The organism is Paracoccus jeotgali (genome assembly GCF_002865605.1).
GTDB lineage: Bacteria > Pseudomonadota > Alphaproteobacteria > Rhodobacterales > Rhodobacteraceae > Paracoccus > Paracoccus jeotgali.
Window position 1 is genome coordinate 1,553,908 of sequence record NZ_CP025583.1, and the last position, 13,025, is coordinate 1,566,932.

The following is a 13,025-nucleotide window of genomic DNA, read 5'->3' on the forward strand; positions in this document are numbered from 1 at the left end:
TGAGGTTCGGCCCATCATGGCCATGGCTGCCATAGCGTCAACCGGTTCGTCATTGCCCCGTCACCCGCGCTCTGTCAGGTTCGCATCAGGGCTGCAGTTGAAGGAGTCGCAACATGCGCGGGTTGATCCTTGGTATCCTGGCGACGCTGTCGCTGCTAAGCGCGGCCCCGGCCCAATCCCAGCAGGCCGTGCCGCAGGCGCGGGTGCCCCTGCAGCAGGATTTCGACCGCCCCGGCGGCGATCTGGGACCGATCTTCAACATCGGTCAGGCGGCCTGCGTGCAGGCCTGTCTGGCCAATGATGCCTGCACGACCCTGACCTATAACGCGACCAGCCGCGCCTGTTTTCCGAAGGCCGGCGCCGGCCCCGCCATGCCCTTTGCGGGCGCGCTGTCGGGCGACGTGATCCCCACCAGCCCCGCCGTTCTGTCCCGGGCCGAAGCGCGGGTCCAGTCGTCGCGGCCCTGGCTGACCGAGCGTGACCGCCAGTTCGCCTATGAGCAGGCGGCAGAGCTGGGCCAGACCTATCCCGGGCCGGGGCTGGATGCGCAGGGGTTGCGGGCCTCGGCGCAGGCGCGGGCCGGTGACGATCCGCAGGGCGCGCTGCAGCTTCAGGGGGCGGCGACGGCGCTGACGGACAGTCCCCGCGACTGGGCGGCGCTGTCGCGGCTGATGCTGGCGGCGGCCGAGCGTGACCAGAACCCCTACCCGCTGCGCCGCGCGGCGCTGAACGCCGCCACCAATGCCTGGCTGCGCGCCGATGGCGAGGGCGCGGCGGAACTCGCCCTGTGGGCCGAGGCGGCCGAGGCGAATGACCGGGGCCGCGACGGGCTGCTGGCGCTGCGCATGGCGCCTGCGGGCGATGCCGGGATCGCCGCGATGCTGGACAGCTTCGAGGGCCGCTTCGGCTTTCGCGTCACCGACAACAACGTCGAGGCGAACGGCCCGGAGCCGCGCCTGTGCATCAGCTTTTCCGACGACGTCGCGCGCGACGCCGATCTGCGCCCCTATCTGGGCCTGCCCGACCCCGGCTTCGGGATCGAGCAGCAGGGCAGCGAGGTCTGCATCACCGGCATGACGCGCGGTCAGGACATCAGCGTGACCATGCGCGCCGGCCTTCCCGCCGCCTCGGGCGAGGTGCTGCGCCGCGACGTGGCGATCAGCAGCTATATCCCCGACCGCAGCCCGACCGTTCGCTTTCCGGGCCGCGCCTATGTTCTGCCGGCCTCGGGCGATCTGGGGCTGACCATGTCCACGATCAACGCGGACGAGGTCGAGTTGACGCTGTATCGCATGTCCGACCGCAACCTCGTCGCCGCGCTGCGCGACGATTTGTTCGGCACGCCGCTGTCGGGCTGGCGCGCGGACAATTTCCGCGACGGGCTGGGACAGGCGGTGTGGGAAGGTTTCGCATCGATCGCCCCGCCGCCCGGTGGCGGCAGCCACCCGCTGAACGCCGAGGTGGCGACCCGCCTCGATCTGCGGCAAGAGGCCGGGCCGCTGAAGCCCGGCGTCTATGCGCTGTCCGCGGCCGTGCCCAATACCGACCCGGATGAAAACCCGGCCGCGACGCAGTGGTTCATGGTCTCGGATCTCGGCCTCAGCAGCTTTTCCGGCACCGATGGGCTGACGGTGGCGGTGCGCGGCCTGTCGGATGCCGGCCCCCGTCCGGGGATCGAGGTCGCGCTGATCTCGCGCGGGAACGCGGTTCTGGGGCAGGCCGTGACCGACAATCAGGGCTTTGCCCGATTCGAGGCCGGTCTGACCCGTGGCCGCGACGCCGCCGCGCCGGCGCTGATCACCGCGACCCGGATGCAGGGCGAGGCGGTCGAGGATCTCAGCTTTCTGTCGCTGATGGACCCGGAATTCGATCTGTCGGATCGCGGGGTCGAGGGCAACCCGCCCGCGCCGCCGGTCGATGTCTTCCTCAGCCTCGATCGCGGGGCCTATCGCGCGGGTGAAACCGCCCATGCGACGATCCTGGCTCGCGACGGGCTGGCGGCGGCAATCGAGGGCCTGCCGCTGTCGGCGCGGATCATCCGGCCCGACGGGGCGGAATATCAGCGCCTGATGCCCACGCCCGTCGGTGCGGGCGGTTACGTGCTGGACCTGCCGATCCCGCCCACCGCGCCGCGCGGGGCCTGGCGGATCGACCTGCGCATCGAAGAGGACGGCCCGCCCCTCGCCTCGGCTCGGATGCTGGTCGAGGATTTCCTGCCCGAGCGGATCGATTTCACGCTGGACCTGCCCGACACGCCCTTGCCCCCCGACGCCCCGCTGACGACGCAGATCGAGGCGCGTTGGCTGTTCGGCGCCCCCGCCGCCGATCTGACGGTCGAGGGCCAGATGACCCTGACCCCCGCCCGCAGCCTGCCCGGCTGGCAGGGCTGGCAGTTCGGCCGCCATGACGACACCGATCCGCTTGGGGCCGAGGTCCTGGCCGGAACCACCGATGAACAAGGCCGCTTCACCGCCCGGATCGAGATGCCGCCCGCGCTGGCTAACGCCACCCGCCCCTATGACGCAGCACTGCGGCTGTCGGTTCTGGAAGGCGCGGGCCGCCCCGTCGAGCGGCAGGACACCGCGCTGATCCTGCCCGCCCGTCAGGCCGTGGGCATCCGTCCCGCCTTCGAGGGCGGCACCGTCCCCGAGGGCAGCGAGGCCGGTTTCTCGGTCATCGCGCTCGGCAAGGATCTGACGCCGGTTGCCGCGCAGCTCGACTGGACGCTGACCCGGATCGAGACGGATTATCAGTGGTATGCCATCGACGGCGACTGGCAGTGGGAGCCGGTGACCCGGCGCAGCCCGGTCGCCTCTGGCAAGCTGGACATCCCGGCCGAGGGGCCGGCGACGCTGTCGGTTCCGGTGAGCTGGGGCCAGTTCGAACTGGCCGTCACCGCCCCCGATGGCGCGCAGACCAGCACGGTCTTCGATGCCGGCTGGGGGGCTGCCACGGGCGCGCAGGACACGCCCGACCGGCTGCGCGTGACGCTGGACAAGCCCGCCTATCGGCCGGGCGAGACCGCGACCGTCAGCTTCGAGGCCCCGGCGGATGGGGCGGCGCTGGTCTCGGTCATGTCGAACCGGCTGGTCTCGCTGCAATCCGTGGCGGTGACGCAAGGCGACAACAGCGTCGATCTGCCGGTGACGGATGAATGGGGCGCGGGCGTCTATGTCGCGGTCAGCGCGATCCGCCCGGTCGCGCAGGATGCCGGCCACGCGCCGGTCCGGGGGCTGGGGCTGGTCACCGCCGGCGTCGATCCGGGCGACAAGCAGTTGCAGGCGCAGCTTGAGGTGCCGGCGCAGACCGACCCGCGGCAGGACGCGATCGTGACCCTGCGCGTGGACGGCGCGGCACCGGGCGAGACGGTGCACGCGACCCTCTGGGCCGTCGATCGGGGTATCCTGAACCTGACCGGCTATCAGCCGCCAGACGCGAGCGAGCATTACTTCGGTCAGCGCCGCTTGGGCGTGGGGCTGCGCGACCTCTATGGGCGGCTGATCCTCGCCTCGGGGGCGGCGGATGGGGCGCTGCGCAGCGGCGGTGACGCGATGGGCGGCAATGCGATGGCGCCACCGCCGACGGAAAAGCTGATGGCGTGGTTTTCCGGCCCCGTCACCCTGGGGCCGGATGGCAGCGCCAGCGTCCAAGTGCCGCTGCCCGACTTCAATGGCGAGGTCCGGGTCATGGCGCTGGTCTGGACCGAGACGGCACTCGGTCAAGCCGATGCGACGATGCTGGTCCGCGACCCGGTGGTGATGACCGTGACCGCGCCCGCCTTCCTCGCCCCCGGCGACCGCGCCCGGGCCGAGGTCACGCTAACCCATGTCGCAGGCCCGCCGGGCGAGCTCGCGCTGCAGGCCACGAACGATCCCACCGGCGCGCCGCTGGCCACCGCCGATCTGCCCGACCGGCTGCAGATCGCGCAGGATGAACGCAAGCGCCTGACCCTGTCGCTGTCGGCCTTGCCGGATGCCGCCGAGGGCGTGGCGGGCGTCACCATCGCCGCCACCCTGCCCGACGGGCGCGAGATCACCAAGGATCTGCAGATCCCGGTCCTGCGCCTTGACCAGCCGGTGACGCGGGCGCTGCGGCTGACCCTGCAGCCCGGTCAGGTGCAGACCCCGGATCTGGCGGCGCTTGGCAGCTTTTATCCCGGCTCTGGCCGGGTCAGCATTTCGGTCGGCGCCTATGCGCTGCTGGATGTGCCGGCGGCGCTGACGCTGCTGCGCGACTTCCCCTATGGCTGCACCGAGCAGATCGTCTCGGGCGCGATGCCGCAGCTGTATGTGGACGCGCTGCTGCCGGACGGGGCGCAGCCCTTGCCGGGGCAGCCGGACCGCTCGATCCCCGATGCCGTGACGCGCATCCTGACCCGACAGACCGCCTCGGGCGGGTTCGGGATGTGGCGGGCGGATGGCAGCGATCCGTGGCTGGACGCCTATGTCACCGACTTCCTGTCGCGCGTGCGGCAGGCGGGCCATGACGTGCCGGATGCCAATTTCCGCCGCGCGCTGACCAATCTGCAGAACAACCTGAACGCATCCGCCGATCCGCAATATGCCGACGCGGATGAGGCTGCCGCCATCGCCTACGCCGCCTATGTGCTGGCGCGAGAGCGCGCGGCGGTGGTCAGCGATCTGCGCTATTATGCCGATGTCGGGGCCGACAGCTTTGCCACGCCGATGGCGGCGGGGCAGCTTGGCGCGGCGCTCGCCTCGGTCGGGGATCAGCCGCGCGCGGACCGGATGTTCGACCGCGCCCGTGTGCTGCTGGCGTCCCCGCCCGACGGCAAGGGCCTGCGCCGCGATCTCGGCACCGCCACCCGCGACAAGGCCGCGCTGCTGACCCTCGCGGCCGAGGCCGGCACCCAGCGCATCGACCTGCCGCAGCTTGCAACCGAGATCGCCTCGGACGTGGCGCAGGCGTCGAAGAATGGCGGGCTGTCCACGCAAGAGGCGCTGTGGGTGGTGCTGGCCGGTCACGCGCTGGCGGCGGGTCAGGCGGCGGGTCAGGGCGTGACCATGGCCGGCGCGCCCCTGCCCGGCCCGGTCGTCGATCTGGGCGACGCGGCCGCACCGCTGTCGGTGCCGCTGGCCAATACCGGCACCCGCGCCGTCGATGTGACGCTGTCGGCCACGGCGGTTCCGACCGATGCGCCGCCGGCGGGCGGCACCGCCTATCAGGTCACCCGGCGCTATTTCACCCCCGACGGCGCCCCCGTCGATCCGGGGCTGATCCCGCAGGGGCAGCGCATGGTGGCGGTGATCGAGATCACGCCCTTCGACGACAGCTCGGCCCGGCTGATCGTGACCGATCCGCTGCCGGCGGGGTTCGAGATCGACAACCCGAACCTGATCGCCTCGGGCGAGTTGTCGGGGCTGGATTGGGTGGACAGCGCCTTCCCCGACATGGCCGAGTTCCGCGCCGACCGCTTTGCGGCCTCGCTGGACATCGCGGGGGGTGAGAGCATCCAGCTCGCCTATCGCCTGCGGGCGGTGACGGCGGGCAGCTTCCATCACCCGGCGGCGACGGTGTCGGATTTCTACCGCCCCGAGCGGCGTGGCTGGACCGACAGCGATGACATCACCATCGCCCCCTGACCCCGCCGCCGCCCGGCCCCGGCGTCAGGGCGGCCGGATCATCGCGCTGACGCTGGCGCTTGGCCTGCTGGCGGGCGCTATGGATGCCGGGCGGATGCAGTTCGACCGCTGGCTCGACGCGACGCCGATGCCGCCCCTTGCCGTGCCGGTGGGCACCGAGGTCGTGGCGCGGAACGGCAGCCTGCTGCGCGCCTTTCAGGTGGGTGACGGGCTGTGGCGGCTGGCGCCCCCGGCCAGCGGCGTCGATCCGCGCCTGCTCGACATGCTGATCGCGTGGGAGGATCGGCGCTTTGCCAGTCACCACGGCGTCGATTGGCGGGCGGTGCTGCGGGCGGCGGGGCAAGCTGTGCGGCATGGGCGCATCGTCTCGGGCGCTTCGACGCTGTCGATGCAGACCGCGCGCCTGCTGGAACGCGGCCCGACCGCCGACTGGCGCGGCAAGCTTAGGCAGGCACGGCTGGCGATGGCGCTGGAACGGCGCATCGGCAAGGACGGCATCCTTGCGCTCTACCTGCGGCTGGCCCCCTATGGCGGCAATACCGAGGGCGTGCGCGCCGCAGCCCTGATGTGGTTCGGCAAAGAACCCACCCGCCTGACCCCGGCCGAGGCCGCGCTGCTGGTGGCCCTGCCGCAAGCCCCCGAAAGCCGCCGGCCCGACATCGCGGCGCGGCGCGGGGCCGCGCAGGCGGCGCGTGACCGGGTGCTGGCCCGCGCCGAGGCCGCCGGGATCATCGACGCCGACACCGCCGCCCTTGCGCGCAAGACCCCGCTGCCCACCGGGCGCCGCGCCTTCCCCGCCCATGCCGCCCTGCTGGCCGAGCGTCTGCGCGCCGCCCATCCCGGCGCGGTGCGGATCGAGACGACCATCGACCCGCAACTGCAACGCGCGGCCGAAACCATGGTCGCCCGCGCCATCGCGCGCGGGTCCGAGCGTCTGTCAGCCGCCGCCATCGTCGCCGATCACGTGACGGGCGAGGTGCTGGCCGAGGTCGGGACCGCCGATTTCGGGGCCACGCCGCGCGCCGGCTTCATCGACATGACCCGCGCCCTGCGCTCGCCTGGATCGACGCTGAAACCCTTTGTCTATGCGATGGGCTTCGATGACGGGCTGATCCACCCCGACAGCCTGATCGAGGACCGCCCCGCCAGCTTCGGCCGCTGGCAGCCGCAGAACTTCGACCGCCAATTCCGCGGCACCGTCACCGTGCGCGAGGCGCTGCGGCAATCGCTGAACATCCCCGTGGTGCGGATCGCCGATGCCCTTGGACCGGCCCGCGTCGTGGCCGGGCTGCGCCGCGCCGGAATGCGGGTCGAGACGCAGGGCGGCGCGCCGGGGCTGGCGGTGGTGCTGGGCGGTGCGGGCGTGTCGCTGCATGATCTGGTGTCGGGTTATGCAGCGCTGGCACAGGGCGGGCAGCGGGTGGTGCTGCACGATCTGGCGGGCGCGGCAGAGGCCGCCGGCCCCGGTTCGGTGCAGGGGGCAGCGCGTGGTCAGCCGCAGTGCGGCCTGGCAGGTGGGCGACATCCTGTCGCGCATCCCCGCGCCGGAAGGCCGCGCGCAGGGGCGCATCGCCTACAAGACCGGCACCAGCTATGGCCACCGCGACGCGCTGTCGGTGGGCTATGACGGCCGCTTTGTCGCCGGGGTCTGGATCGGGCGGCCGGATGGCACGCCGGTTCCGGGCGCCTTTGGGGGCGAGGTCGCCGCGCCGCTGCTGTTCGACCTGTTCGACGCCCTGGGCGCGCGCCACCGCCCCCTGCCCCCACCCCCGCCCGAGACGCTGATCGCGCCCAACGCGCATCTGCCCATCCCGCTGCGGCGTTTCACCGCGCCCGGCCGTGTCGTCTCGGGGGATGCCGGTCGGCTGACGCCCGACAGCGACCCGCTGACCATCCTGTTCCCGCCGGACGGGGGCCGAACTGGAACTGACGGGCGACCAGATCCCGGTGCGGCTGCGCGGCGGCGTGCCGCCCTATACCTGGCTGATGAATGGCCGCCCCGCCGCCATCGCCTCGCCCCTGACCGAGGCGCGGCTGCCGGGGATGGCGGGGATGTCCGAGATCTCGGTCACGGATGCTCTGGGGCGCACGCAAAGGGTGCGGCTGCGGATGACGCGGCCCTTGGGCGGCTGAGGCGCTGCACGGGCTTGTGAAGATACCCGAGCGAAAGCGTTTGACATAACCGCAGCAAAAGAGTCAGAAAGAACCCGCCACCAACCACGGCGAGGTTCGCCACCATGATCATCTGCCACTGCACCCAGACCACCGACCACGAAATTCGCTCTGCGGTCGACTGGATGCGCGCATCCGACCCTGATACCATCGTCACGCCGGGCAAGATCTACCACGCGCTCGGCCGGCGGCCCGATTGTGGCGGCTGCATCAAGTTGTTCGTCGCCACCATGCGCGCGGCGGATGGTTTTGCCGTGGGCAGACAGCCAGATCTGCCGCCGGTGCTCATGGGCCTGCGCAAGGCTGCGGCGGGCTGATCGAAAGGACAGTGAATGAAGGGCGACGCGAAGGTCATCGAATATCTGAACGCGGCATTGCGGTCGGAACTGACGGCGGTCAGCCAGTATTGGCTGCATTACCGGCTGCAAGAGGATTGGGGCTTTGGTCGCCTCGCCGACAAGTCGCGCGCCGAGTCCATCGAAGAGATGAACCACGCCGACCGGCTGATCCAGCGCATCATCTTTCTGGAAGGCCACCCGAACCTGCAAAAGCTGGACGCGCTGCGGATCGGCCAGAACCTCAAGGAAACGCTCGAGGCCGATCTGGCCGCCGAGCACGAGGCCCGGACGCTGTACATCGAGGCCCGCGACCATTGCGAAAGCGTCCGCGACTATGTCTCGAAAGACCTGTTCGAGGATCTGATCGCGGACGAGGAAGGCCATATCGACTTCCTCGAAACGCAGCTGGAGCTGTATGAAAATATCGGTGCGGCGAATTACGGCCAGCTGAACGCCAAACCGGCGAACGAGGCGGAATAAGCCAAGCCTTCAAGCCTGAGACCGAACGGCGCCGCTCTCGCGGCGCCTTTTTCGTTGCAAGCGGACCGAAGCGGCGCCGCTATTCCATCTCGATCAGCAGATCCTTGGCGTCGATCTGCTGGCCGGGTGTCACATGGACCGCCTTGACCGTGCCGTCGCTGTCGGCGTGGATCGCGGTTTCCATCTTCATCGCCTCGATGGTCAGCAGCAGATCGCCCGCCCGCACCGGCGCCCCGACGCTGGCCGCGACCGAGGCCACGACGCCGGGCATCGGCGCGCCGACATGGCCGGGGTTCGACGCATCCGCCTTGGGCCGGGCCACGATGCTGGCGGCGCGGGCGCGGTCTGGCACGCGGATGTTGCGGGGCTGGCCGTTAAGTTCAAAGAACACCCGCACCTCGCCCTTGTCGTCGGTCTCGCTGATCGCCTGCAGGCGGATTTCCAGCGTCTTGCCGGGGTCGATCTCGACCGAGATCTGGTCGCCCGGCTCCATCCCGTAGAAGAAGTTGCGGGTCGGCAGGGTGCGGACCGGGCCATAATTCTGATGGCGCGCGGCATAGTCGAGGAACACCTTGGGATACATCAGATAGCCGTTCAGATCCTCGTCATCGACCTGCGCCCGGTCCAGCTTTTGCGCCAGCTCGGCGCGGGTGGCTTCCAGATCGACCGGCTGCATGCTGGCGCCGGGGCGGGTCGTCAGGGGCTTTTCGCCCTTCAGCACCTTGCGTTGCAGCGTCTCGGGCCAGCCGCCGGGGGGTTGGCCCAGATTGCCGCGCATCATGTCGACGACGGAATCCGGGAAGGACAGATCGACCTGCGGGTCTTCGACCTGCGCGCGGGTCAGGCCCTGGCTGACCATCATCAGCGCCATGTCGCCCACCACCTTGGACGAGGGCGTGACCTTGACGATATCGCCGAACATCCGGTTCACATCGGCATAGGTCTGCGCCACCTCGTGCCAGCGGTCCTCGAGCCCAAGGCTGCGGGCCTGCGCCTTGAGGTTGGTGAACTGACCGCCCGGCATCTCGTGCAGATAGACCTCGGAGGACGGCGCCTGCAGACCGGATTCGAAGGCCGCGTAATCGGCCCGGACCCGTTCCCAGTAATTCGAGATCTCGCGGATCGCGCCGATGTCCAGACCGGTGTCGCGCTCGGTACCCGACAGCGCCTCGACCACCGAGCCCAGCGTTGGCTGGCTGGTGTTGCCCGACAGCGCGTCCATCGCGCCATCGACGATATCCACCCCCGCCGCCGCCGCGGCAAGACAGGCGGCCCCGCCCATGCCAGAGGTGTCGTGGGTGTGGAAATGGATCGGCAGCCCGACCTCGTCCTTGAGCGCGCGGATCAGCCGCGTCGCGGCGGCGGGTTTGAGCAGCCCGGCCATATCCTTGAGGCCGAGGATATGCGCCCCGCCCTCGCGCAGCTCTTTCGCCAGCGAGACATAATATTTCAGGTCGTATTTCGACCGGTCCGGGTCGTTCAGATCGCCGGTATAGCAGATCGCGGCCTCGCAGATCCGGCCCGAGTCGAGCACCGCGTCCATCGCCACGCGCATGTTCTCGACCCAGTTCAGGCTGTCGAAGACGCGGAAGACGTCGATCCCGGTCTCGGCCGCCTGCCGGACAAAGGACTGCACGACATTGTCGGGATAGTTGGTGTAACCGACCCCGTTCGAGGCGCGCAGCAGCATCTGGGTCAGAAGGTTCGGCATCGCGGCGCGGATGTCGCGCAGCCGCTGCCACGGACATTCCTGCAAAAAGCGATAGGCCACGTCAAAGGTCGCCCCGCCCCAGCATTCCACGCTGAACAACTGCGGCAGGTTGGCGGCATAGGCGGGCGCGACGCGGATCATGTCGATGGACCGCATCCGCGTCGCCAGCAGCGACTGGTGGCCGTCGCGCATGGCGGTGTCGGTCAGCAGCAGGCGGGTCTGCCCCGCCACCCAGTCCGCCACCGCCTGCGGGCCTTGCGCGTCGAGCATCTGCTTCAGCCCCTCTGGCGGGGGCGAGACGCGGGGGCGCGGCGGCACGGCGGGCCGGGCCTCGGCCGCAGGCAGGGCGCGGCCGGCGGTTTCGGGATGCCCGTTCACGCTGATATCGGCCAGATAGGTCAACAGGCGTGTGGCCCGGTCCTGCGGGGCGCGAAACTCGAACAGCTCGGGCGTGGTGTCGATGAACTTGGTGCTGTAGTCGTTCGACAGGAACACCGGGTGCTGTAACAGGTTGATGACAAAGTCGATATTGGTGCTGACGCCGCGGACGCGGAACTCTCGCAAGGCGCGGTCCATGCGGCGGATCGCCTGTTCCGGGGTCTGCGCCCAGGCCGTCACCTTGACCAGCAGCGAGTCGTAATAGCGCGTGATCACCCCGCCCGAATAGGCGGTGCCGCCGTCGAGCCTGATCCCCATGCCGGTGGCGCTGCGATAGGCGCTGATCCGGCCGTAATCGGGGATGAAGTTGTTCTGCGGGTCCTCGGTGGTGACGCGGCACTGCACTGCATGGCCCGACAGCGTCACCGCCGACTGGTCCGGCGCGCCGGTCGCCTCGGCCAGCGTCGCGCCTTCGGCGATGCGGATCTGGGCCTGCACGATGTCGATGCCGGTCACCTCTTCGGTGACGGTGTGCTCGACCTGGATGCGGGGATTAACCTCGATGAAATAGAACGCGTCGCTGTCCATATCCATCAGGAACTCGACGGTGCCGGCGTTCTGATAGCCGACGGCGCGGCCGATCTTCAGCGCCAGATCGCAGACCTCGGCCCGCTGCGCCTCGGTCAGATAGGGCGCGGGGGCGCGTTCGACCACCTTCTGATTGCGGCGCTGCACGGTGCAGTCACGCTCGTACAGGTGATGGAGGCCGCCATGCAGATCGCCCAGCAACTGCACCTCGACATGACGGGCGCGCAGGATCATCTTTTCCAGATAGCCCTCGCCATTGCCAAAGGCGGCCTCGGCCTCGCGGCGGCCCTCGCGCACCTTCTCGGCCAGTTCATCGGGCGAGTCGATGGGTCGCATCCCGCGCCCGCCGCCGCCCCAGCTGGCCTTCAGCATCAGCGGATAGCCGATGGCGTCGGCCTGACGGCGGATGTCGTCGAAATCCTCGCCCAGAACCTCGGTCGCGGGGATGACGGGAACGCCTGCCTCGATCGCCACGCGCCGCGCGCTGGCCTTGTCGCCAAGGGCGCGCATGGTCGCCGCCGTGGGCCCGATAAAGGTGATCCCGGCCTGGGTGCAGGCATCGACCAGATCGGGGTTTTCAGACAGCAGCCCGTAGCCGGGATGGATCGCGTCGGCGCCGCTTTCGCGCGCCACGCGGATGATGTCGGGAATCGAGAGATAGGCCGCGACCGGCCCCAGCCCCTCTCCGATCCGATACGCCTCGTCCGCCTTGAACCGGTGCAGGCCGAGCTTGTCTTCCTCGGCATAGACGGCGACGGTTTTCTTGCCCAGCTCGTTCGCGGCCCGCATGACGCGAATGGCGATCTCGCCGCGGTTGGCGATCAGGATCTTGCGTATCTCGGCCATGGCGGTCCTTTTCAGGTTTCTGCGACTGCGAAACCATAGCAAAGGAACAAGCCATGTAAACGACCGAAGTCGCGGCAGCATTACGCGGCCAGTTCGACCCAGACCGGGACGTGATCGGACGGCTTGTCCCCGGCCCGCGCCTCGCGGTCGATGCCCACCGCGCGCAGCAGGTCAGCAGCCTGCGGGGACAGCATCAGATGGTCGATGCGGATGCCGTTGTCGCGCTGCCAGGCGCCTGCCTGATAGTCCCAGAAGGTGAAGGGGCCGCGCGTGGCGAACGGGTCCGAGACGCGGACGGCATCGGTCCAGCCCTGCGCTGCGATGCGGCGAAACGCGGCGCGGCTGTCGGGCAGAAACAGCGCGTCATCGACCCATTTCTGCGGCTCGGCCGCGTCGCGGGGTTCGGGAATGACGTTGAAATCGCCCAGCATCACCACCGGCATTTCCGTCGCCAGCAACTCCGCCGCCCGCTGGCGCAGGCGTTCCATCCAGGCCAGCTTGTAGTCGTATTTCGGCCCCGGCGCCGGGTTGCCGTTGGGCAGGTAAAGCCCGGCGAGGCGGATCGCCGTCTCGCCCGTCACCGTCGCCTCGATATAGCGGGCCTGTTCGTCGCTGTCGTCGCCGGGCAGGCCACGGCTGACATCCTCGATCGGCAGGCGCGACAGGATCGCCACGCCGTTGAAGCCCTTTTGCCCGTGGGTTTCGACATTCCAGCCCAGATCGCCGAAATGCTCGGTCGGAAAGCCCTCGTCCACGGTCTTGATTTCCTGCAGCACCACCACATCGGGGGATGCGGCTTCCAGCCAGTCGGTCAGCGCGCCGATGCGGGCGCGCACGCCGTTGATGTTGAAACTGGCGATCTTCATGGCAGGCTTCCGGGGCTGGGGCGTGTCAGGGGCGCACACACCG

Annotated in this window: 6 protein-coding genes; 4 read left to right on the forward strand and 2 right to left on the reverse strand. The window is 69.8% G+C overall.

The window, feature by feature from the left end; all coding sequences use genetic code 11:
- Positions 1–113: 113 nt before the first annotated feature.
- From CYR75_RS07590 to bfr, 4 genes are all read left to right on the forward strand, one after another.
- Positions 114–5,603, forward strand: a complete 5,490-nt coding sequence (locus CYR75_RS07590) for an alpha-2-macroglobulin family protein (RefSeq protein ID WP_101499496.1) — start codon at positions 114–116, stop codon at positions 5,601–5,603.
- Positions 5,581–7,230 (forward strand): transglycosylase domain-containing protein, encoded by a 1,650-nt coding sequence (locus CYR75_RS07595; protein ID WP_192876694.1) that lies wholly within the window; start codon positions 5,581–5,583, stop codon positions 7,228–7,230. Before CYR75_RS07590 ends, CYR75_RS07595 begins: the two co-directional genes overlap by 23 nt.
- A 610-nt stretch (positions 7,231–7,840) precedes the next feature.
- Positions 7,841–8,092, forward strand: a complete 252-nt coding sequence (locus tag CYR75_RS07600) for a (2Fe-2S)-binding protein (RefSeq protein ID WP_101499497.1) — start codon at positions 7,841–7,843, stop codon at positions 8,090–8,092.
- Positions 8,093–8,107: 15 nt separating this feature from the next.
- Positions 8,108–8,593, forward strand: coding sequence for a bacterioferritin (gene bfr, locus CYR75_RS07605; protein WP_101499498.1), 486 nt, complete (start codon positions 8,108–8,110; stop codon positions 8,591–8,593).
- Positions 8,594–8,672: 79 nt separating this feature from the next.
- On the opposite strand, the gene CYR75_RS07610 is transcribed toward bfr, so the two are convergent.
- Together CYR75_RS07610 and xth are read right to left on the reverse strand one after the other, a co-directional pair.
- Positions 8,673–12,116, reverse strand: coding sequence for a pyruvate carboxylase (locus CYR75_RS07610; protein WP_101499499.1), 3,444 nt, complete (start codon positions 12,114–12,116; stop codon positions 8,673–8,675).
- An 80-nt stretch (positions 12,117–12,196) separates the two neighbouring features.
- Positions 12,197–12,982 carry an exodeoxyribonuclease III gene (xth, locus tag CYR75_RS07615; RefSeq protein WP_101499500.1) on the reverse strand — a complete coding sequence of 262 codons (786 nt, stop codon included), beginning with the start codon at positions 12,980–12,982 and terminating at the stop codon, positions 12,197–12,199.
- Between the last annotated feature and the right edge of the window lie 43 nt (positions 12,983–13,025).